Source organism: Ralstonia sp. Ralssp135 (assembly GCF_047304345.1).
In the GTDB taxonomy this organism is placed as follows: domain Bacteria; phylum Pseudomonadota; class Gammaproteobacteria; order Burkholderiales; family Burkholderiaceae; genus Ralstonia; species Ralstonia chuxiongensis.
Genome location: NZ_JBGLYZ010000029.1, coordinates 37,624 through 59,058 on the forward strand (window position 1 = coordinate 37,624; position 21,435 = coordinate 59,058).

At 63.0% G+C, this 21,435-nt stretch carries 25 protein-coding genes; 18 read left to right on the forward strand and 7 right to left on the reverse strand.

What is annotated here, in order from left to right; translation table 11 throughout:
- The 11 genes from ACCD03_RS18565 (at position 1) to ACCD03_RS18615 (ending at position 8,786) form a co-directional block, all read left to right on the forward strand.
- Entirely contained in the window at positions 1–963 is a 963-nt protein-coding gene (locus ACCD03_RS18565) for a hypothetical protein (protein WP_413412499.1), read from the forward strand.
- Positions 964–1,013: 50 nt separating this feature from the next.
- Positions 1,014–2,105 carry a phage late control D family protein gene (locus ACCD03_RS18570; RefSeq protein ID WP_325651225.1) on the forward strand — a complete coding sequence of 364 codons (1,092 nt, stop codon included), beginning with the start codon at positions 1,014–1,016 and terminating at the stop codon, positions 2,103–2,105.
- Positions 2,102–2,770: a phage baseplate assembly protein V gene (locus ACCD03_RS18575; RefSeq protein WP_252693789.1), complete on the forward strand. Its 669-nt coding sequence runs from the start codon at positions 2,102–2,104 to the stop codon at positions 2,768–2,770. The genes ACCD03_RS18570 and ACCD03_RS18575 overlap by 4 nt, the downstream gene beginning before the upstream one ends.
- Complete coding sequence (locus ACCD03_RS18580) at positions 2,767–3,147, forward strand: phage tail protein (RefSeq protein ID WP_413412500.1); 381 nt, start codon at positions 2,767–2,769, stop codon at positions 3,145–3,147. The genes ACCD03_RS18575 and ACCD03_RS18580 overlap by 4 nt, the downstream gene beginning before the upstream one ends.
- A gap of 1 nt (position 3,148) precedes the next feature.
- Positions 3,149–4,279: a baseplate J/gp47 family protein gene (locus tag ACCD03_RS18585; protein ID WP_413412501.1), complete on the forward strand. Its 1,131-nt coding sequence runs from the start codon at positions 3,149–3,151 to the stop codon at positions 4,277–4,279.
- Positions 4,279–4,947, forward strand: coding sequence for a hypothetical protein (locus ACCD03_RS18590; RefSeq protein WP_413412502.1), 669 nt, complete (start codon positions 4,279–4,281; stop codon positions 4,945–4,947). Before ACCD03_RS18585 ends, ACCD03_RS18590 begins: the two co-directional genes overlap by 1 nt.
- Before the next feature lie 144 nt (positions 4,948–5,091).
- On the forward strand, positions 5,092–6,678 hold the full coding sequence (locus tag ACCD03_RS18595) for a hypothetical protein (RefSeq protein ID WP_413412503.1): 1,587 nt from the start codon (positions 5,092–5,094) through the stop codon (positions 6,676–6,678).
- A complete protein-coding gene (locus ACCD03_RS18600; RefSeq protein ID WP_413412504.1) occupies positions 6,668–7,246 on the forward strand; it encodes a hypothetical protein in 579 nt (192 codons plus the stop codon). The genes ACCD03_RS18595 and ACCD03_RS18600 overlap by 11 nt, the downstream gene beginning before the upstream one ends.
- 61 nt (positions 7,247–7,307) lie before the next feature.
- A complete protein-coding gene (locus ACCD03_RS18605; RefSeq protein ID WP_175537094.1) occupies positions 7,308–7,718 on the forward strand; it encodes a hypothetical protein in 411 nt (136 codons plus the stop codon).
- The gene (locus ACCD03_RS18610) at positions 7,711–8,277 is read left to right on the forward strand and encodes a glycoside hydrolase family 19 protein (RefSeq protein ID WP_413412505.1); all 567 of its coding nucleotides are present in this window, start codon (positions 7,711–7,713) and stop codon (positions 8,275–8,277) included. The genes ACCD03_RS18605 and ACCD03_RS18610 overlap by 8 nt, the downstream gene beginning before the upstream one ends.
- On the forward strand, positions 8,274–8,786 hold the full coding sequence (locus ACCD03_RS18615; protein ID WP_413412506.1) for a hypothetical protein: 513 nt from the start codon (positions 8,274–8,276) through the stop codon (positions 8,784–8,786). Before ACCD03_RS18610 ends, ACCD03_RS18615 begins: the two co-directional genes overlap by 4 nt.
- Positions 8,787–8,820: 34 nt before the next feature.
- On the opposite strand, the gene ACCD03_RS18620 is transcribed toward ACCD03_RS18615, so the two are convergent.
- Positions 8,821–8,988 carry a DUF6726 family protein gene (locus ACCD03_RS18620; RefSeq protein ID WP_413412507.1) on the reverse strand — a complete coding sequence of 56 codons (168 nt, stop codon included), beginning with the start codon at positions 8,986–8,988 and terminating at the stop codon, positions 8,821–8,823.
- Between the two features lie 420 nt (positions 8,989–9,408).
- Here ACCD03_RS18620 and ACCD03_RS18625 point away from each other — a divergent pair, with 420 nt between their 5' ends.
- The 5 genes from ACCD03_RS18625 to ACCD03_RS18645 all read left to right on the forward strand — a co-directional run bounded on the left by ACCD03_RS18625 (position 9,409) and on the right by ACCD03_RS18645 (position 14,087).
- A complete protein-coding gene (locus ACCD03_RS18625) occupies positions 9,409–9,876 on the forward strand; it encodes a hypothetical protein (protein WP_325651204.1) in 468 nt (155 codons plus the stop codon).
- Positions 9,877–10,003: 127 nt separating this feature from the next.
- Positions 10,004–10,306 (forward strand): hypothetical protein, encoded by a 303-nt coding sequence (locus ACCD03_RS18630; protein ID WP_045203558.1) that lies wholly within the window; start codon positions 10,004–10,006, stop codon positions 10,304–10,306.
- An 87-nt stretch (positions 10,307–10,393) separates the two neighbouring features.
- The gene (locus ACCD03_RS18635; protein WP_413412520.1) at positions 10,394–11,065 is read left to right on the forward strand and encodes a DUF1345 domain-containing protein; all 672 of its coding nucleotides are present in this window, start codon (positions 10,394–10,396) and stop codon (positions 11,063–11,065) included.
- Positions 11,062–12,099: an AI-2E family transporter gene (locus ACCD03_RS18640; protein WP_413412508.1), complete on the forward strand. Its 1,038-nt coding sequence runs from the start codon at positions 11,062–11,064 to the stop codon at positions 12,097–12,099. Before ACCD03_RS18635 ends, ACCD03_RS18640 begins: the two co-directional genes overlap by 4 nt.
- A gap of 746 nt (positions 12,100–12,845) precedes the next feature.
- A complete protein-coding gene (locus ACCD03_RS18645) occupies positions 12,846–14,087 on the forward strand; it encodes an MFS transporter (protein ID WP_316676587.1) in 1,242 nt (413 codons plus the stop codon).
- 74 nt (positions 14,088–14,161) lie between these two features.
- Here the strand turns inward: ACCD03_RS18645 and ACCD03_RS18650 are convergent, their stop codons facing one another.
- Both ACCD03_RS18650 and ACCD03_RS18655 read right to left on the reverse strand, forming a co-directional pair.
- Positions 14,162–15,217, reverse strand: a complete 1,056-nt coding sequence (locus ACCD03_RS18650; RefSeq protein WP_413412509.1) for a hypothetical protein — start codon at positions 15,215–15,217, stop codon at positions 14,162–14,164.
- Positions 15,218–15,397: 180 nt separating this feature from the next.
- Complete coding sequence (locus ACCD03_RS18655) at positions 15,398–16,024, reverse strand: LysE family translocator (RefSeq protein WP_024977635.1); 627 nt, start codon at positions 16,022–16,024, stop codon at positions 15,398–15,400.
- Between the two features lie 101 nt (positions 16,025–16,125).
- On the opposite strand from ACCD03_RS18655, the gene ACCD03_RS18660 reads away from it, so the two are divergent.
- Positions 16,126–16,992, forward strand: coding sequence for a LysR family transcriptional regulator (locus tag ACCD03_RS18660; RefSeq protein WP_413412510.1), 867 nt, complete (start codon positions 16,126–16,128; stop codon positions 16,990–16,992).
- A gap of 11 nt (positions 16,993–17,003) precedes the next feature.
- Here the strand turns inward: ACCD03_RS18660 and ACCD03_RS18665 are convergent, their stop codons facing one another.
- The 4 genes from ACCD03_RS18665 to ACCD03_RS18680 all read right to left on the reverse strand — a co-directional run bounded on the left by ACCD03_RS18665 (position 17,004) and on the right by ACCD03_RS18680 (position 19,808).
- Positions 17,004–17,276 (reverse strand): hypothetical protein, encoded by a 273-nt coding sequence (locus ACCD03_RS18665; RefSeq protein WP_045203465.1) that lies wholly within the window; start codon positions 17,274–17,276, stop codon positions 17,004–17,006.
- A gap of 101 nt (positions 17,277–17,377) precedes the next feature.
- The gene (locus ACCD03_RS18670; protein ID WP_413412511.1) at positions 17,378–18,292 is read right to left on the reverse strand and encodes an MBL fold metallo-hydrolase; all 915 of its coding nucleotides are present in this window, start codon (positions 18,290–18,292) and stop codon (positions 17,378–17,380) included.
- Positions 18,293–18,321: 29 nt separating this feature from the next.
- Positions 18,322–19,086 (reverse strand): SDR family oxidoreductase, encoded by a 765-nt coding sequence (locus ACCD03_RS18675; RefSeq protein WP_045203463.1) that lies wholly within the window; start codon positions 19,084–19,086, stop codon positions 18,322–18,324.
- 47 nt (positions 19,087–19,133) lie between these two features.
- Positions 19,134–19,808, reverse strand: coding sequence for a histidine phosphatase family protein (locus tag ACCD03_RS18680; protein WP_413412512.1), 675 nt, complete (start codon positions 19,806–19,808; stop codon positions 19,134–19,136).
- A gap of 256 nt (positions 19,809–20,064) precedes the next feature.
- On the opposite strand from ACCD03_RS18680, the gene ACCD03_RS18685 reads away from it, so the two are divergent.
- Complete coding sequence (locus tag ACCD03_RS18685) at positions 20,065–21,288, forward strand: M20/M25/M40 family metallo-hydrolase (protein WP_045203461.1); 1,224 nt, start codon at positions 20,065–20,067, stop codon at positions 21,286–21,288.
- Positions 21,289–21,435: the final 147 nt, after the last annotated feature.

The following is a 21,435-nucleotide window of genomic DNA, read 5'->3' on the forward strand; positions in this document are numbered from 1 at the left end:
ATGCCCGACTTCGCTCTCAAACTCGGAAGTTTCCAGTTCAAAGATTTGGAAGTACCCGAAAGTATCCCGTTTGGAGGGACGCAGAAACTTGCCATGCATGACTTGGTGGGTGGCACGCGCGTCATCGATTCGATGGGGGCGTTCTGCGGGCCCGTGGAATGGTCCGGCTGGCTGCTTGGCAAGGATGCGCTCGCACGCGCCAGAGCACTGGATGACCTGCGTGAACGCGGCGCTTCGTTGCTGCTGCAGTGGTCCGAGATCTACTACGCCGTCGTTATCCGAGACTTCCGCGCGGACTTCCAGCGCTCTTACAAGATCCCTTACAAGATCACATGCGAAGTGGCCAGTGATTTGTCGAAGTTTGCGGGCAACGACGCAGACCAAAGCATCGATGGCCAGATCAAGAATGATGCCTCTGCCGTGACGGATATGGGCAGTGCAATTGGCGATAGCACGCTGTCTGGTCTGATCGGTTCAGCCAATTCAGCGATCGACACCGTAGCGAGTTTTGCCAACGCGGCGCAGTCAACCCTGAGCAGCGTTCTGCAGCAAGTGACGGCGGTGCGTGATCGCGCTCAAGCCCTGATCGCATCAGCCAACACCATGCTGAAACAGGTCACGACGCTGGGCGGCATCTTGCCGAATAACCCCGTATCGCAGCAGGTGGAAAAGTTGGCTGGCCAGGTGACTTCCGCATTGAACCTTCCGGTGCTGGTTCAGCTTGACCGCGTTGCCGGCCGCATGCAGAAGAACATCGAGTCGATCTACAAGAGCGCCAAGCACGTGGTGACGGTCGGCGGCGATCTGATGAAGATGGCAGCCAAGGAATATAACGATGCAATGGCTTGGACCAGCTTGGCCAGGGCCAACCCAGATCTCTTGTGGGACCCCCTGGTGCAAGGTGTAAAAACCCTGATCGTGCCACCGAACAAAGATAGTGCCGGCGGCTTGCCGAAGCCCTAGCGTGCCGCTTTCATTAACCGGACAGCCCCGCAATGCGGGGCTTTTTTCTTATGAGCCTGAACAAGCTACCCGTGATACCCGGTGTACGGCAGCCGCGATCGATCGTAAAGGTGGGCGGCGAGCGCATTCCGGCGTGTGTGAGTTGGTCGGTCCTGAGCAATTCGTACGAGCAGGCGGACACATTCCAGGTCACTCTCGCAACGGCTGTCTTGCCGCCAGATCGCGACGCGAACTGGTTCTCCAGTCAGCTTGAATTGCTGGTCGAGATCTTTGCTGGCTTTCCGTCGAATCCCAGCCAGTACGACGAGGCCGAACTTGAAAGTCTGATCCATGGTCGTGTGGACAGCGTTGAACTGGATCCGGTTTCGGCTCAACTCACGCTGAGCGGCAGGGATCTGACGGCGCTGTTTATCGATGAGAAGGTGACGTTGCAGTTCCAGAATCTGACCGCCTCAAGCGTGGCAGCAAAGCTGGCAGCCGAGCATGGCCTGCAAGTTGCAGGTCCGGCCACCAAGCAGAGCATCGGTAAAGCCTACGCACGTGACAACGTAAGCCTGACGCATCAGCAAACCGAGTGGGATTTGCTGGCCGCGCTCGCTCGGGCTGAAGGGTTTATCTGTTACGTGACTGGCAAGACGGTGCACTTCGAACCGCGTCCTGCGCCCGCAGCCGAACCGTACGAGCTACGGTGGGGGCGCGATGAGAGGGGCAACGCGGAGGCCAACATGGCAACCCTGCAGCTTTCGCGCGATCTGACGGTTGCAAAAGGCGTCACGGTCGAAGCGCGCTCATGGAATGCGAAGCAGGGTAAGCGATTCGTCGCCCGCTACACCAATGCGCCAGGTGGCGATCAGGGCCAGAAGCCGACGCATACCGTCGAGCGCAACGGACTCGACCAAGCCGGAGTTAAGCGTCTGGCCAAGCAGAAGTACGACGAAGTCGCGCAGCACGAAATGAAGCTACGTGCCCGTCTGCCAGCGGACCAACTCCTCACGCCCACCGACACCCTCCGTCTGACAGGTACCGGCACCCGTTTTGACCAGGACTACCTCATCGACAGCATCACCCGCAGCATGAGCCTGAGCGAGGGTTATGTGATGGACATCTCGGCCAAGAACATCAACAAGGGAACGAGCAAATGATCCAACAGCTTCGCAACCAAATGGTGCTCGCCGCGATGATGGCGCAGTCCAATCGCGCCGAGAACCGCATGGGCATCGTTACCAGCTACGACCCGGGTACGGCCTCTGCGCGCGTACGCCTCCAACCTGAAGACCCCGCCGACCCAGCGCGCTCGCTGACCGGCTGGATGCCCGTTGCCTCTGCCTGGGTCGGCAATGGCTGGGGCATCGATGCGCCGGTCAGCCCGGGCGATCAGGTGGAGGTGCAGTTTCTTGGCGGCGACATCGAGAACGGCTACATCTGCGCGCGTTTGTTCAGCGATCAGGCGCGGCCGACCGGCGCGCAGTCGGGCGAGTTCTTCCTGACACACGCGTCGGGCTCCAAGCTGCAATTCCACAACGACGGCACGGTCACGCTCATCAGCGCAGGCACGCTCACCACCCAGGCGCCGCAGTGGAACCACACGGGGCCTGTGCAGATCGACGGTGCGCTGGTGGTTACGCAAACCATCACGGGCCAGGCGGGCATGGCGGTGTCGGGCAACAACGGCACGGGCAACTCGATGAGCATCAGCGGCAATACGCAGTTCAGCGGCCAGGTTTCGGCGAATGGCCACCGGATCGACGACACACACCGCCATACGGGCGTGCAGTCCGGGTCCAGCAACACAGGGAGCGTGGCATGACGCAGCAACTTCTGAACGACGCGAACCACTGGGTGGGCGGCGACATCATGGTGTCGCCCACCGGCGATCTGGGTCTGGCCAGTGCAGACCTGCGAACGCAGCAACGCATCGTGCGGCGCCTCGTCACCAACCCTGGCGACTACATCTTTCACACCGACTACGGCGCCGGCCTGCCGCAGAAGATCGGTGAAACGCTGGACGTGCCAGCGCTGCGCGGGCTGATTCGCTCGCAAATGCTGCAGGAAGCCGGCGTTGCGCAAGAGCCCGAGCCGCAGGTGGATGTCGCGGCCATCACCGGTGGTGTGAGCGTGCGCATTCTGTACAGCAGCGCAGTCACACGTGAGCCGGTGTCCCTTCAATTCAATGTGAGCAAGTGATATGTCCATTCAGACGCAAGACTGGGTGACGCTCGTGCGTAACCAGGTGGCGGCCATTCAGGGCTACGCCAAGGTGCTTGTCGACCTGACCGTCGGATCGGTGCTGCGCGCCGTCGTTGAAGCCAACGCGGCGGTCACGGTGTGGCTGCAAGGGTTGATCCTGCAGGTGCTGGCGATCACTCGAGCGGCAACCTCGAGCGGCGCCGATCTCGATACGTGGATGGCCGATTTCGGCTTGGCACGCCTGGCCGCGGTGCCGGCCACGGGCAGCGTTACGTTCTCACGCTTCACGGTCACGCAGCAGGTGCTGGTGCCGCTGACAGCCGTGGCGCAGACCGGCGATGGCACGCAGCAGTTCAACGTGGTGGTCGATACGACCAATCCTGCCTATAGCGCCGCGCTGGGGGGCTATGTGATTGCAGCCGGTACGGCCAGCGTGAGCGTGCCAGTGCAAGCGGTCACGCCAGGCGCGGCGGGCAATGCAGTGGCGGGCGCTGTGTCCACCATCGTGGGTGCCATCCCGGGCGTGGACACAGTCAGCAATACGGCGGCGTTCGTCAACGGCGCGGATGCCGAGCCCGATACGGCATTCCGATCACGCTTCATTGCTTATGTTGCGAGTCTGTCGAAGGCCACCAGAACGGCCATCGGCTCGGCCATCGCCAGCGTGAAGCAGGGGCTGACGTACGTGATTCTGGAGAACCAGACCTACGCCGGGTTGCAGCAGAACGGCACTTTCATCGTGATCGTGGATGACGGTACGGGCGCGCCCACATCAACGCTGCTTGCCAGCGTGAGCAACGCCGTGGATGCCGTGCGCCCAGTGACGAGCACGTTCTATGTGTATGGGCCGGTCGTCGTCAACGCTACCGTCTCCATGAGCATCGCCACCGCTGCGGGCTACACGCACCAGGCCGTCGCGTTGCAAGTGCAGGCGGCCTTGCTGAGCTACATCAACAGCCTGCCGCTCGGCACGGCATTGACGTATTCGCGGCTGGCGCAGGTGGCGTATGACGCGTCGCCGGCGGTGACCAACGTCACGGGCACTTTGCTCAACGGCAGCACAGCGGATTTGCCGGCCACAAGCCTGCAGGTCATCAAAGCCACAACCAACTCCATCACGGTGACGTAATGGCAACCGGTGACCAACAAGACATCTTCACGCGTATACGAGGGTATCTGCCGCGCTGGTTCGGCGATGTGGCGCAGTCGCCCATCCTCAACGGGTTGCTGCAGGGCCTCGCGTACAGCGGCGCTTACGTCTACGGGCTGTATGCCTATGCGAAGCAGCAGACGCGCATCCTGACCGCCACTGACGGCTGGCTCGACATGATTGCAGCGGATTTCTTTGGCTTGTCGATCCAGCGCAGGACCGGGCAATCCGACGCATCGTTTCGCGCAAACATCGTCGCCAACCTGTTTCGTGAACGCGGCACGCGCGGCGCCATCATTCGCGTGCTGACCGACCTGACCGGACGTGCCCCGACAATCATCGAACCAAGCCGCCCCGCAGACTGTGGCGCCTACGATGCGCCGAACAGCGGCTACGGCATGGCCGGCGCTTACGGGCAGGTCTCGCTGACGTATCAGGCGTTTGTGCAGGCGTATCGCCCGCTTGGCAGTGGCATCCCGAACGTGGCCGGCTACAGCATCGTCACCACAGGCTACAGCGCGCCCTCGCAAGGCGAATACGTCGATACGTCGATGAGCAGCAACACTGTGTCCGACGCCGACATCTACGCCGCCATCGAATCGGTGCGGCCCGCCGCTTCCATCATCTGGACGCGCATCAGTTCCTAGGCGCGGACCCACGCGCTTTCCTTACCACCGACAGCCCGGCAAGACGCCGGGCTTTTCTTTTGGAGAACAGTCTTGGATCGTCAGATTGTCTACAGCGGCCAGGTGCCGCAAACCACGGACCTGCTGAACACAAACCGGCAGACCATGATCGCGCTGGCAAAGCTCTGCGCCGATCTGTTCGGCACGTCTACCGTCATCTCGGGCCTCGGCTGCGTGCCCACCACGCCCGCGTCGATGAGCGTGACCATCAACCCGGGGCAGATCTACCAGCTCGCCAATGTGGACGGCACGCTGTACAGCGCGCTGCCGCAAGACACTGCGCACAGCATCCTGAAGCAAGGCATCTTGCTGGATGCGCAGTCTTTTACCCTCACGGCACCTGCCACGTCCGGCCACAGCCAGAACTACCTGATCCAGGCGGCTTACCTTGAGAACGACGTCAACAACGTCGTGCTGCCGTACTACAACAGCGCGAACCCGTCGCAGGCATTCAACGGGCCGGGCGGCAGTGGCAACGCGCAGCCGACGACGCGGGCGGGGCAGGTGTCGTTGCAGCTTGTGGCCGGCACCGCCGCAGCCACCGGCACGCAGACAACGCCGGCAGTAACCGCGGGCTACGTAGGGTTGGCCGTTATCACAGTTGCCAACGGCCAGAGCACGGTCACCAACGCCAGCATCGTCCCGTATCCCAATGTGCCGACGGCACCGACGGGTGGCTTTCTGGCGGCGATCGGCGAGCGCTATTCCAGCATCCAGAACGTCGCCGCATCGAGCACGCTCACCACGGCGGCGCTTGGCGCACTGGTTAATGTCACGGCCACCGGCCAAACCATGACGCTGCCGCCCGCCGCCAACTGCCCGAACGGCACGAGCATCTGCGTGACCTACATGCAGGCCAGCGGCTCAACCGCCGTCACGCGCAATGGCGCCGATACGCTCGCGTTCGGCCAGGGCAGCAGCGCCAACAGCCTCACGTTGAATCCGGGTGAGGCGGTGCAGTTTGTATCGAATGGGGTGAACGGGTGGGTGAGTGCCGGGCAGACGTTGACGACTGGGGTGACGCCGCCGCAGTTTGATAGCAGTGGGAAGTTGGCTACGACGGCGTTTGTCCAGCAAGCGCTGGGTAGCTTCTCTGGGGACCGCGGCGTTGCCGCGACGGGCGTTTTCACCCTGACGCTGGCCGATGTGGGTAAGCGTATCGAGCTTGGTGCCGGCGCAATTGCAACACTTCCATTGTGTTCCAGTGTTCCCAAAGGGGCAGTGATTTTTGTTTCCGCCAGTCCGGCGGTCACGAATGCTGTGATTCAACGCCAAGGCTCCAATGACACTATTGCATTCAATAACTCTGGCGCCTATACGAGCTATACCCTGGGGGCCGGTTGCGATGTTCTGCTTGTGAACGACGGAGGTATTTGGCGCGGCCACCTCGGGACTGAGACGCTGCGGACGTCGAATCTTTTTTCGAACTCATTGCAGTCAAGCGGTTACCAGAAGCTGCCAAGCGGTTTGATCATCCAATGGGGGTATGCGAATGGCTCTGCATCCACCGACATGACAGTGACGTTGCCGATCACCTTCCCGAACAAATTTGCTTCTGTTGCTTTCGCGGGCGACTACACAGTGGGCAGCGGCTTGGTCGCAGCCGTGGCTTGTTGGATTAATGGACCATCAAGCTTCACCAGCCGGTCGACCGTTACGGTTTCGACTCATTGGATCGCAATTGGATACTGAAGACATGACTCGCAAATTCGCAGCATATGACCCCCAAGGCCGCATCATCGGCTACTACGACAACATCGACAGCCCCGTCCCCGATGGCATGACCAACGTCATCGAAATCACGCAAGACGAGTGGCTCGCCTGCATCAACCAGCCCGGCTACACGGTGGTCAACGGCGCTTTGGTCGCACCGTTACCACCGACTACCGAGGCGCTGCTGGTACAAGAAAAAGCGCAGCAAGCTACGAAGGTCAGTACCGCTTGCGTCGCCGCTCTCATCACCGGCTTCACCTCATCCGCACTCGGCACGCCCCACACGTACCCATCCCAAGACGACGACCAACGCAACCTCCAAAGCGCCGTCAGCGCCTCGGCTGTCGCACCGTCAAACTGGACAACACCCATCTGGTGCGCCAACAACGATGCCTGGTCCTTCACCGCGCACGCGGCCGCACAAATCCAGCAAGTCAACGCCGACTGGCTGACCCACCGCGTCGCCGCGCAGCAGAAGTACGCCGACCTGATCGCCAGGATCAACGCCGCAACCAGTATTGAAGAGGTGCAAGCCATCGAGTGGTAAGCACCGCCATCCCAGCAACACAGCCCGCCTTCGCGCGGGCTTTTTCATATCCGGGGGAACCATGTCTGAACCCATCAGCGGCAGCGCCGTTGCGGGGGTGGCGGGCGCTGCTGCCTTCAAGGCGCTTGGCGGGTTCGCGGCCGTGGCTTTTGCTGCGACTGTGCTCGCCACCATCGTCGTCATGGTGATGACGTTGCCTCGCGCCCGCGGAGAGTGGGCCGTGGCGCTCATCTCCACCGTCATCGCCAGTGTGGGCGGCGGCGCCACCGTCATCCAGTACTTCGGGGTAGCGCATTGGATCGGCTCGGCCAACGGTGCCATGGCACTCGGCGGCATCTACTTTGTCTGCGGCCTGCCTGGCTGGGCGTTCGTGCGCTGGGTCTTCAACTTCATCAACAAGCGGCGCGATGCCGACCTCGCCGAGGTCGTCGACGACGTGCGCGAATCCCTGCACAAGGCAAACCATGGCTGAACCGCTTCTTACTGCGGTGCAACTGCGCGCTGTCATGCCCAGCGCCGGCGGGCGCGCCGATGTGTTCGCCCCCATCCTGGCCGACGTGTTGCTGTTCCGGCAGATCAACACGCCCGCACGCATTGCCGCGTTTCTTGCGCAGGTCGGGCACGAATCCGGGCAACTGCGCTACGTGCGCGAGCTGTGGGGGCCGACGCTTGCGCAGCGCGGCTACGAAGGGCGTGCCGACCTCGGCAATACGCAACCCGGCGACGGCAAGCGCTTTCTTGGCCGCGGCCTTATCCAGATCACGGGCCGCGCCAACTACCGTGCGTGTGGCATTGCGTTGGGCCTCGATCTCGAAGCGCAGCCCGAGCTGCTCGAGACACCCGCGCACGCCACGGCATCAGCCGCGTGGTTCTGGCTGATCAATGGGCTCAACCGCTTTGCCGATCAGGACAGCGACGCCGCCTTCGTGCAACTGACGCGGCGGATCAATGGCGGCACGAATGGCCTCGATGATCGGCGTGCACTGTGGTTGCGCGCTCGCGCCGTGCTTGCAGGAGGAACAGCATCATGAGCTTGCTCGACCCGCGCTTTTGGGGTGGCGCGCTCCTGGCTTTGGGGCTGGCGTTTGGCCTCGGCTACGGCACCGGAGATCTGCATCGGCTTCAGATCGAGCGATCGCATGCGCTGCAAGCCAAGGTGGTCGCCGCACAAACGGAGGTCCGCCAAGCCACGGTGACTGCCCAGGTGAGCGATCGAGCCGCCCAGGCCGAGGCGCGCATCCAGACCGTTTTCCGTGACCGCATCGTTTACCGAGACCGCGAGGTACCCCATGAAATCGTTGTGCACGACGATGCTGCTTGTCGCATCCCTGGTCGCTTTGTCGGCATGTGGAACTCCGCCAACCGGGCCGAGCTTCCCAGCGCCGCCGGCCTCCTTGATGAAACCGCCAGTGGCGTTGTCCTCTCTGACGTTGAAGCCCAGCACGAGCGCGAGGCCGAAGCTTTCCACAGCAACGCCCAGCAACTGAAAGACTTGCAGGACTGGGTGATTCAGCAGCAGGAGGCTGCGAAGCCTCAATAGAAATAGATATTGGGTTTGCCGCGCCCAGTGACGCTCAATCGATGATGTCGGCACAGGCGTCAGTGGGCGCGGCCACCACATGCCCCACCAGCGGCACCATCTTCAGGCCTGCCGACGCCACCCGGCACGGCGCGGCCACCACGCCGCAGCCGGAAAGGCATGCAGCAACAAGCAAGGACACAGCGAGCAGAAGGCGTTTCATCGTGGATGGGTTTGAAAGCGAATGCCGGGCAGTGTGACACAGAGTCTTTCGCCAACCTGTGCGCGTTTGTATCGGGAAATGACAATCTGTGCGGGTCTCGCAACCATGATGCGATGCGTCAGAGCGCAACAATAAAACCCGTTCGAAAGCCGCACAACGCTGACTTTGGGTGAAAAAGTCACATTCTTGGTTTGCGCAAATAAACCCGCTAGCCTTTGCTGCAAGCCGCAAAGCCACTGTTGATGCGGGTTTTCCCTTAATTTCACATATCGCAACAATAAATTGTCTGTCGCGACATTTATTGTCTGAACAGGCTCGCCTACGATGACTTCATCGAATGCGGCGCCGCAGCGAAAAAGAAGATCCCGGAAATGCCCGGATCACCTGCCCGACGCGCTGCGCCCATCTGGAGAAGACATCATGAAAGCCCAACGTACCCTGATTGCTGCCCTGATCGCCCTGGCAAGTGTGCCGGCCCTGGCAGCAGCCAAGTTTGACGTGTACACGCAAGGTGCTGCGCAGGTCAGCCAACGTTTCGACGTGTATTCGGATGGCGCTAAGGCTGGCGACAAGTTCGATCCGTACACGCAAGGCGCCAAAGCCGGCAGCAAGTTCGATCCGTACACGGAAGGCGCACTGGCCCGTGCCGGCAAGTTCGATACGTACACCGAAGGCGCCAAGGCCGGCAGCAAGTTCGATCCGTACACGGAAGGCGCACTGGCCCGTGCCGGCAAGTTCGATACGTACACCGAAGGTGCCAAGGCCGGTAGCAAGTTTGATCCGTACACGGAAGGCGCACTGGCCCGTGCCGGCAAGTTCGATACCTATACTGAAGGCGCCAAGGCTGGCGGCAAGTTTGACCCGTACACCGAAGGCGCCGTGGCCTGAGCCTGGTTCGTCCCGCAAAAACGCCCGCACACTGCGGGCGTTTTTGTTTGCGTCACCGGGAAGCGCGATGATTGCGAACCGAGTTGCCATTGCGGCGTCTTACTCTCATCGCAACCAGGAAGCCATGATGATTCGTTTCCGTCGTCCGACCCGCTCCCTCCTGGGCCTTACGCTGGCCGCGGCCGCCATGCTGGCCGGCTGTGTGACCGTCACGCCGGGCCCATTCCAGATCACCGTGCGCGATGCCGATGACACGGTGCTGGAGCAATTCCAGTTCCAGGCCGGCTCGCAGGGGTCGCTTGAAACCGCCATGATCGGCATGTGCCGCGTGTATCCGGAAGCCACCGTCATCGCAGAGCAGCTCTCAACGCACGAGCGCCTGCGGGAGCGCTGCAAGCGCTCGTTTGCTTCAATGTTCTCGCCAACCTGATGCTGCGCTGAAGCGGCTACCATGTCGCCTCATCGGCTGGCGGTGCCGGCCTTGTGTGAACATCCCGAGCACGCACCTGAGGCGCATGTGAACCCGCAAGACAAGTCCTCCGAGATTTCCCAGGTTTCCCGCTTTGCGGCAACACGGCCGCGCCTGCTGTCTGCGTTTGCGCTGGGCGCTATAGCGGTCGTTGTTGTGCCAGCGCACGGGTGGCTTGCGCGCCTGCTGCTCGGCTGGGACATCGCCGTGTGGGCGTACCTCATCCTGATCACGGTGATGATGCTGCGTGCAGACCCACACCGCATCCGCGCCGTCGCCCGCCGTGAAGACGAGCGTGCCTCGGCCGTGCTGGCGGTGGTCTGCTTGGGCGTGGTGGCCAGCATGGTGGCCATTGCGTTTGAACTCGCGACGGCCAAGTCGGCGGGGCATGCGCAGTCGTCGCACTACCTGTTCACCGGTATCACGGTGCTGGGCGCGTGGCTCATGGTGCCGATGATGTTCACGGTGCACTACGCGCATCTGTATTACCGTGCGCCCCACGAGCCCCCGCTGCAGTTTCCCGACGAGCAGCTCGAGCCCGATTATTGGGATTTCCTCTACTTCTCCTTTACGATCGCGGTCGCCAGCCAGACGGCCGATATCAGCATTCGTTCGCGTGCAATGCGGCGCGCGGTGCTGGGGCAATCGCTGCTGTCGTTCTTCTTCAATACGAGCATCCTCGCCCTCTCCATCAACATTGCTGCCGGCCTGTTTTCATGACGATGCTGCCTCCCGAGCTTTCTCCCAGCGCACCCACTCGCTCCATCAACGCTGTCAGCTACGTGCTGGTGGCGGCGATGATTGCGGCCGTGCTGTGGCTGCACCTGCTGCCGGCCGCCATTGCCGGCTTTCTCGTCTATGCATTGGCGCGCAAGCTGGAAGCTCGCTTACGCGAGCGCAGCAGGCTGTCCCAGCGCGCGAAGTCGATTGCGGTGATCTGCGTGTCCGTGGTCGCGGCCCTTATTCTTGCAGGGTTTGGCATCGGGATCGGCCGCTTGGTCGAGCACGGCCATGGGCTCGAAGGCATGCTTACACGCATTGCCGACGTGCTCGACAACGTGCGGGAATCGTTGCCGGCGGCGGTGGTCAATTACGTTCCGCAATCGGTGACCGAGCTGCGTGTGCAGCTTGTGCAGATGATCAAGGAACATGGCCATCAGGTGTCGACCCTCGGTATTGACGGGTTGCGTGCCAGCGCATTGATGCTGGTCGGGCTGATCCTGGGGGCGATGGTGGCGTGGTCGGATACGCTTGACCCCGAGCACCACAAGCCGCTGGCCGCAGCACTGGTGGACCGGCTGAGCCGGTTGACCGACGCGTTCGAAGCCGTGGTGTTTGCGCAGGTGAAAATCTCCGCGCTCAACACGGCGCTCGCCGCCATCTACCTGCTGGGTGCGCTGCCGCTGTTCGGGCAGCACGTGCCGTATTCCAAATCGCTGATCCTGCTGACCTTCGTGGCGGGGCTCATTCCCGTGGCGGGCAACCTCATCTCCAACACGGCCATCGTTGTGATGAGCGTCACCGCATCGTTGGAGCTGGCGGTGGCATCGCTCATCTTTCTGGTCGTGGTGCACAAGCTGGAGTACTTCGTGAACGCGCGCATCATCGGCAGCCGCATCGATGCGCGCGCGTGGGAGCTGATCCTCGCGCTGATCGTGATGGAGGCGTTGTTTGGTTTGGGTGGCGTGATTGCCGCGCCCGTGCTGTACGCCTATTTGAAGCGCGAGCTGACGGACGCCGAGCTGATCGGCTGAGACGTTTCTCGTGTGGGGTTGAGGTGCAGGGTGACCCGCCAGCGCCCCCGCGCTGACGGCATCGGCAGAAAAGAGCGCGCCCTACGGGACGAGGGGCGCGCAATAACTCGCTGACCGAGAGACGTCAGCGAGCCGAGGGTCGGTACACGGGAACGAAGCGGGCGGCGGGCGCGTGGCGTTGCCGGTGACATCCACGGCTTCGGACGTGACGAAGCAGCAGACGACCCGGTCGTCGAGCAAGGCCTGATAAAAAAGGTCTCCCATCGCGCGGCATAGCGTTCCCGTTAGCAGGATCATCATGGCTCCCCTCCCATGTTGGCCGATGTGCGGCATCGTCGATGCTGGCCATCGGTTCGGTTTGCGGATCGTTGTGTGTGTGAAATTGCTTACGCAGCGTATCCGTCAGGCTGTCGACACTGGCGCCTTGCGGTTGCTTCTGGCGTCGTGCTGCAGTCCATGCTGCCGAGTATAGAAAGCGTCTCCTGAGCGGCCATGCTCCGAACGGAGTAGCTCCGCGCGCGAAAATGGCTAACACGTTAGCTGCCTGCCAGGGCAAGCTGGGCAAGGGTTTGCGGGAAGATGGCCGGTGTTTTGGTGGAAATGGCGCCGCGCGGGCTGACGCTTTTGCCCCGACAGTAAATTGTCCGGTTTGCGTTAATCGTTGTCGAATTTGCGGTAACACGCCTGCACCGTTTAGGCGCAAGATTGAGCGCTTCCTCGCCTCATCCTCGTTACCCCAAACCATCATGCAAACCACCGCAAACGGCACGGCCGCTGCATCGGCAGCCCCCGCCGCGCAGGCCGACAAGACCGGCTTTGGCGTGATCGGCGCCATCAGCTTCGCGCACTTCCTCAACGACATGATGCAGTCGTTGATCCTGGCGATCTATCCGCTGCTCAAGGGCAACTTCCACCTCGATTTCTCGCAGATCGGGCTGATCACGCTCACGTACCAGATCACGGCGTCGCTGCTGCAGCCGATGGTCGGGCTGTATACCGACAAGCATCCGAAGCCGTATTCGCTGTCGGTGGGCATGGGCTTCACGCTGGTGGGGCTGGTGCTGCTGTCGATGGCGCCCAACTTTGGCACGGTGCTGCTGGCGGCGGCGCTGGTGGGCACGGGCTCGTCGATCTTCCATCCGGAATCGTCGCGTGTGGCGCGTATGGCGTCGGGCGGCCGTCATGGGCTGGCGCAGTCGCTGTTCCAGGTGGGCGGCAATGTGGGCAGCGCGATGGGTCCGTTGCTCGCGGCAATCATCATCATGCCGTATGGGCAGCACAGCCTAGCGTGGTTTTCGATCGCGGCGCTGATCGCTATCTTCGTGCTTTACCACGTAGGCGGCTGGTACAAGCGTGAACGTGCCGCGGGCCATGGTCGCAAGGCGGGTGGCCGGGCGCATGCCGCGGTCAAGCTGTCGGGCAAGCAGGTGGCGTTTGCGATGACGCTGCTGGTCGTGCTGCTGTTCTCCAAGTACTTCTATCTGGCGAGCCTGAACAGCTATTACACGTTTTTCCTGATCACCAAGTTCCACCTGTCGGCGCAGACGTCGCAACTGTTCCTGTTCCTCTTCCTGTTCTCGGTGGCGGTGGGCACGATCGTGGGCGGGCCGATTGGTGACCGCGTGGGCCGCAAGGTCGTGATCTGGGTGTCGATCCTGGGCGTGGCGCCGTTCACGCTGCTGCTGCCGTACGCCAACCTGTTCTGGACCGCCGTGCTGACGGTGATCATCGGGCTGGTGCTGGCCTCGGCGTTCTCGGCCATCCTCGTGTATGCGCAGGAACTGATTCCCGGCAAGGTCGGGATGGTGTCGGGCCTGTTCTTCGGATTCGCGTTCGGGCTGGGCGGCATTGGCGCCGCGGTGCTCGGCAAGCTGGCTGACGCAACCGACATCTACAACGTCTACCACCTTTGCTCGTTCCTGCCGCTCATCGGCTTGCTGACGGTGTTCCTGCCGGATATCGAACGCAAGCGCCAGCAGGCGGCATAACGCGCCGCACATCGCGTGCAGATGCAACGCGGCGGACGTCCCCTCCCGGGCGCTCCGCCGCTTTGCTTTTGGCGTTACTTCTCGACGGCGTGGGTCGGGCCCGGCCACACGCCGGTCATCTCGATCTCGCGCCGGCCGGTCAGCCATTGGCCGAGCGGGCTGGGCCAGCGGAACGCGTAGTTGTCGCTGTTCACGACGCCCTGGAACTTCACGTCGACCTGAATATCGGTGGCGTTGAGCGGGATGTTCGCGACCGTCTTGGAGATGCCGCCGCTGAGCGAGAACTCGTCGCTGCGCGGGCCTTGCGGTGTGTTGTAGCGCAGCTTGATGTGCGTGACGTAGGTGCAGCCCGGCTTGTTGTTGAAGTAGATCTCGAAGCCGCCCAGGCGCGTGATCCAGTTCGGGATCAGCAGATTGCCGTCGAACGACGCAAACGTGTAGGCCACCGGAATGGGCGCCGGCGCCTGCTTGCCCGGCTCGAACGGCCAAAGGTGCTGATCGACGCTCTTGGTCTGGTTGACCGACACGAACGATCCCTTGCCCGTCGCGCTGCCGAGCATGTCATGCACGGCACCCGCCGAGCCCGTGATCGAGAACGACGAGTTGTTGTCTTGCGAGCCGACGTTCAGCCCGCTGTTGGCCAGGATCACGCTGGTCACCACACCGAAGCCCTGCGCGATGTTGCCGCCCGAGCCCATGCTGACGGACTGCGCCTGCTCGGCCAGCCACTTGATCGTCTCGGGCCGCGTAAGCTGCGTCAGGTCGTTGATGTACGACTCCGAGGCAATGCCGAATTCCGAGGCGATCGACCCGACCGACGAGAACTCCCATTTCACTTCCACGCCCGCGTTGATCTTGGTGCCGCTTTCAGGATCGGTGGCCGAGCCATCGAGCTTGACGTTGGTCTCAGTGCGGTGGACGTTGTTGGTCGACAGCTTCCATTGATTGGGGACGGTGCGCGTGTTGACTGCCACGCCCGGCGTTTCCGGCTTGACGGGCGTGAAGTCGCCGGTGTCGGGCGACACAAAACCGACGGCGCCGGTTCTGATGGTGGGGGCGAGCGTCCAGTTGCCCCAGTAAGCTGCGCGGCCGTTGCGGATGAGGTCAGTGAAGGCGCGATTCCATTGCATGGTTGCACTCCAGGTGTGATGTTGTGCTGCGAGTCAGGTTTGCGCGGTGGCGTTCATCGCTGCGTGGCGATGGGCAGGGCGCGAGGGCACTGTCTCAAACAGGCTGGCGCCTGTTAATGCAGCAGAAGACCTGGGACAGACGGCATGGGCGCAGGCATGGGCAGGCTGCTCTGCGTGGCATCACGCAAGCCGCGCGAGCCCCAGCGCCAATCCCAACCCGATCAGGATCACGCCAATCACGCGGTCCACGATGCGCTGCCGCGCCAGCAGCGAACGTCGCAACGCACCCGACGCAAACACCGCCGCCACCAACGCAAACCACACCGCGTGCGCCGCCGACATGAACACGCCGTAGCCGAACTGCGCGGCCAGCGGTGTGCCAGCGTGAACGACCTGCGTGTACGTGCTGACCACGAACAGCGTCGTTTTTGGATTGAGCGCATTGGTTAGAAAGCCCATGCGCAGCGCGGCGAGGGTCGATAGCGTCGGCGTGCTGGTGCCGTGGGCGGTTGCCTCACCGTTGGGCAACGCCTTGGCCGACAGCGTCTTCCAGCCAATCCACACCAGGTAGGCCGCACCCACCAGCTTGATGCCCTGCAGAAGCGCTGGCGCATGCGCAATCAGCAGCCCCACGCCGAACATCGTGTAGAACACGTGCACCTGTACGCCCAGCGCAATGCCCAGCGCGCAGAGCACGCCCGCGCGCCGCCCATGCAGCAGGCTGTTGCGCGTGACCATGGCAAAGTCCGCGCCCGGACTGATGACGGCCAGGATGGTGATGACGGCAACAGCAAGGAGTTCGGTCATGTCGGGCGCAATCGCAAAGTGAGGATGCGCCGATTCTGGATGCGTCCGTCATCGCTGAAAATCGATTTATGATGCCGTTTTTAGGTGAGAAAAACTGACAGATGGCGCTGCCTCCGCTGAATACCCTGCGTGTGTTTGAAGCTGCCGCCCGGCATGGCAGCTTCGTGCGTGCGGCGCAGGAATTGCACGTTACGCATGGCGCTGTCAGCCGCCAGATACGGCAGTTGGAAGCGTCTTTGGGGGTGGAGCTGTTCGAGCGGCGCAACCGGGCAGTCTTCTTGACGCCGTCGGGCGAACAGTTGCGGCTGGCTGCCACCGATGCGTTCGCGATTCTCACAGATAGCATCGACCGGATTGCCCGTCGGGCCACGTCTTCAGCGCTGGTCGTGTCGTGCGAGCCGACGCTGGCGATGCGGTGGCTGATCCCGCGGCTGTCGCGCTTTCAAGCGCGGCATCCGGCCATCCAGGTGCATCTGTTTGCTGCGGGTGGTCCCATCGATTTCGCTCGCACCGGAGTGGACGTCGCAGTGCGCCGCGATGACTTTGCATGGCCCGCACACGTGCATGCGGCGGCCATTTGCGACGAATGGATCGGCCCGGTGCACGCCCCACAAGCGGATATCGCCGCGCGCCGACGGCTGCTGCATACCGCCACGCGCCCAGATGCATGGCAGGCGTGGTGGCGGGCCAGCAGCACGGCACGGCCGCGCGGTCGGTTGCCCGAGGCGCGCTACGAACATTTCTATCTGAGCTTGCAGGCGGCCCTGGCGGGGCAGGGCACGGCCATCGCGTCAAAGCTGATGGCCGGTGATGACCTGAAAGATGGGCGGCTGATTGCGCCCGAAGGGTTCCGGCGTGACGGCTCAGGCTATTACCTGCTGGCCGATGCGCCTATCGCTGCCGACAGCGCGGCCGGCGCGTGGCTCGCCTGGTTGCGCGAAGAAACGGCCGCCACGCTTGCGGATTAGCGCACGCCGGCTTACGCCGCTGCGTGCCCGCCGCCCAGGATGCCGCGAATAGCGGCCAGATATGCCTCGCCAACGGCCCGGTTGAGCGGTCGCGCGCGCGGTGTCGCCCGCCTGCGTGGCGGCGGCGTCAGGCCCAGCGTGCGGCAGACTTCCGACGCATATGGCCGCCCGCGGCCGTCCATGCGCAACACGACTTCGTTCAGCGCCTGTTCACCCAGGCGCTCGCGCAGCCAGAGCACCGTCTGGCGGTCGTACTCGTTTTCGATGCGGATCAGGTCGTCCATGGTGAGTGCTGTATAAATTTACAGTTACTGTAAATATATACAGGTATCCGCGGATTTCAAGGGCGCTGGTGCGGGCTCGCCGCACTACCGCGACAGGCGGCTCAGTTGATCCGATAGACGCCCCGTTCATCCACCCGCACCCGCCCATCGGCCTGCAGTTCGGCCAAGTGCTGGGAAATCGTGCGGGTTTCCGCGCTGACGACCCACAATGCCTCGTGGCCCGGCGGATACAGCAGGCGTTGCTCCACCAATTGCGCCAGTGTCTTGGGGGATTCGCGCAGCCTGGCCAGCAGGCGCTCTTCACGTTCATCGAGCTTGGCCATATATGCCGCCAAGTCGCGCAGAAAGTGCGCGCGGTCGGTGTAGATGCCGCGATGGTGCGACGTGACCCACACCTTGGCCGGAATGTCCGGCAGGCGCGCCAGACTGCGGCGGAAATCACGCAGGCTTGAGCAGGCGTCGCCGTAGTAGGGGCCGAAGCCGGTCAGGTCGATGTCGCCGATGAACGCCACGCCTTCGGGCTCGACCAGCAGAACGGTGTGGCCGGCGGTGTGGCCGGGCATGTGAAACGCGCGGACGTGCGTATCGCCCAGGTCCCACCGCGCACCGTCTTCATAGCCCAGCGCATCGGGGCGCGGCGCATAGAAAAATTCGCGCTGCAGCTTTTCCAGCATGGCTGGCGCGGTCGCATCGTCCAGGCCGTACGTGGTGACCATCCCCTCCCAACTTTGGGCGGCGGCCAGATCGGCTTCATGCACGTACACCGTCGCGCGGGGCAGCCGATGCAGACCCGCCATGTGGTCTTCATGCACGTGCCCCATCACCACCAGCTCGGTCGCGTCGAACTCGGGGCCGATGTGGTTGGAGACGAGCGGCGTGTCTAACGCGGCCAGCGTATCCGAGCCGCGGATGAGGACCTGGTTGCCGTCGGGATATTTCCCGCTTTTCTCGCCGAAGAACACCGACACGCGGCCGAAGTCGGCACGCGCCGTCGTTGCATGGGGCAGGGTCGCCATCTCGCTTGCTCTGCGTGGCTGGGCCGGTGTCAGACCGTCATGCCGCCATCGACGACGATGCACTCGCCGTTGGTGTAGCTCGCAGCATCCGACACGAGGTAAAGCACCGTGCCGGCCATCTCGCGCGGCTCGGCGTGGCGGCGCATCGGGATCTCGCTGATCCAGCGGTCGTACGTGGCCTTGTCTTCAAACAGGGCGCCTGCGAACTTGGTCTTGGTCAGGCCCGGCAGCAGCGCATTGACGCGAATGCCGAACGGCCCGCATTCCTTGGCGAAGGCGCGCGTCATGTGCGCGACGGCGGCCTTGGTGATGGAGTAGATGCCCTGTTTGTCGCCCGGGTGCAGCGCATTGACTGACGCGGTATTGACGATCGCGCCGCCGCCCTGTGCCTTCATCATCTTGCCGGCTTCGACCGACATGAAGAAGTAGCCGCGGATGTTCACCTCAACAGTCTTCTCGTACGCCGCCAGATCCGTGTCGAGGATGTGGCCGAAGTGCGGGTTTGCCGCCGCGTTGTTGATGAGGATGTCGAGCCGGCCGTGCGTGCGGCGGATGGTGTCGAACGCCGCGGCAATGTCTTCCATGCGGCCAACGTGGCAGGCGAGGGCTTCTGCCTTGCCGCCGGCTTCGCGGATGCGTTCTGCCACGGCTTCGCAGTCGCCCAGCTTGCGGCTCGACACGATCACGTGCGCGCCTTGTTCTGCAAGCAGCTTGGCAATCTCTTCGCCAATACCGCGGCTGGCGCCGGTGACCAGGGCGATCTTTCCGGTCAGGTCGAACAGGTTCGTGCTCATGTTGTGCTCCTCCAATGGTTATGTGTTTTGGGCGTCCGCCTGGGCGATCAGCCGTATGTCTGGAATGCGCGTCGCGCCGGGTCGTCCAGATGCGGGACGCCGTTGAAAGTGGCCAACTGGAACGATTCAGCGTTGAAGAAATACTGCGAGACGCTGCTGTTGCGGATCTGCAGGTTCAGCGCAATCGCGCTTGTGGGCGGTGCGGCCAGCACCTGTTGCGCGGTCACCGCAATTGGGCCGCCGGAACTGATCGCAAGCACACGCTGCCCGCCGCCGGCCTGGATGGCCGCGCGCGCATCGGCCACGCGTTGCTGGAAGGCAGCCCAGGTCTCGGGTAGCGGCCCACGAATCTTGTCGTCCGACCACAGATGCAGCACCTGCTTGAGCGCCCGGTAGTGATCGCGCATCGAGCCCGAGGCCAGTTGCGTCAGCTCCGGGAAATCTTCGCCGAGCGCGGCAAAGAGCCCCTGGAAGTCGTATTCGTTCAGCCCGGCGTGCTGCTCATACGCTGTGCCCGAAACGCCCATGCCGCGCAGGATGCCGTCGACGGTCTGCTCATGGCGGCGCAATGTGCCGCAGATGACGCGATCGAAAACGATGTCATGTCGTGCGAAATATTCACCAAGCCAGACGCTCTGCTGCTCGCCGCGTTCGGAGAGCCGGTCGTAATCTGCCGCGCCAAACGAGGCCTGTCCGTGCCGTACGAGATAAAGCTCTGCCATCGTCTGCTCGCCAAATCAAAGGGGATCAGATTAGCGGCGCACGTATTATTTGTGAAATTTATTCTTTGAATGACCGGTAATGCATGCAATGAATAGTTGGGCCGGTGCTTGATCACGCCTCTCGCCGCCACTGCATGACTTGTCTGCCAGAGCAAGCTGCGGGTGCCACCCGTGCGCCTCGCGCAACATGGCCGCCCCCGCAAGCACCGATCTTGTGTGTAATGGCCGTTTTGCCACTCCGCTACAAAGGTCCCGTATGAAACCATCCCGCCTTGCCGTTGCTGCGCTGCTGTTGTGTGCCTCAGGTTTGTCCTGCGCTGCCGATGCCAATCCCAAGGTGCTGTCCGCCGCAGAGGGTTACCGTGGCGACGCACTGCACCTGCTTGAGCGCCTGGTGAACATCGATTCGGGAACGGGCAACGAAGCGGGGCTCAGCCAAATGGGCAGCATCGTCACCGATGAACTGCGCAAAGCCGGCGCCCAGGTGGAAACGGTGTCCGCCGCGCCGGCAGTCGGCAACAACATCCTCGCAACCTGGAAGGGCACTGGGAAGACGCGCATTCTGCTGATGGCCCACATGGACACCGTCTTCAAAGACGGCACGGCCCGCGCCAAGCCGTTCACCATCAAGGACAAGCGCGCCTACGGCCCCGGCGTGATGGACGACAAGGGCGGCGTGGTAGCGGGTTTGTACGCGATGAAGATTCTTCAGCAGCTCGACTTCAAGCAGTACGGGCAAGTCACGCTGCTGCTCAACACGAACGAGGAAACCGGCTCCAAGGGCACGCGTGCGTTGATCGAGCGCGAGGCCAAGCAGCATGACGTGACGCTCAACCTGGAGCCTGGCCGACCCGCCGATGGGCTGGTCGTGTGGCGCAAGGGCAGCGGCACGGCGGAGATCGACATCAAAGGCAAGGCCGCGCACGCCGGTGTGGCACCGGAGTCGGGTCGCAACGCCGCCAACGAATTGGCGCACCAGGTGTTGCAGCTCGGCAAGCTGGGCGATAGCGCCAAGCAGACGACCTTCAACGTGACCGTGCTCAAGGCGGGCGACGCAACCAACGTCATTCCCGACCATGCAACGGCCTATGCAGATGTGCGCGTGGCTGTGCCGGAGGAATTCGACCGCGTGGAACGCGACATGACGCGCGTGTCGGCCAACAAGCTGATCCCCGATACAGAGGTGAAGACGTCGCTGGTGCGAGGCTTCCCCCCGATGCCGCGCAATGCTGCGTCGGACCAGCTTGCCGCCAAGGCGCAAGCCATCTACGGCGAGATCGGGCGCAAGCTGACGCTCGAAGGCAGCGGCGGCGCGGCCGATTCGAGCCTGTCGGCCGGTGTCGGCACGCCCACGCTTGATGGCTTCGGCATCGTTGGCGGCGGCATTCACACGCCGGAGGAATACGCAGAGGTGGAGAGCGTCGTGCCGCGTCTCTATCTGCTATCGCGCATGATCATGGAGCTTGCTGCGAGCAAGTAAGCTCCACGCCGGCGGTACGCAACAAAGGGCGGGTGACAGAGCGGTGCTGTCACCCGTTTTGTTTTGCTGGCTGTGCCAGTGCTGCGGCGCGGAGTTGGGGCGGCGTCTGGGCATGTGCGCTCGGCAGCGCAAGGCCAAACTAGACGT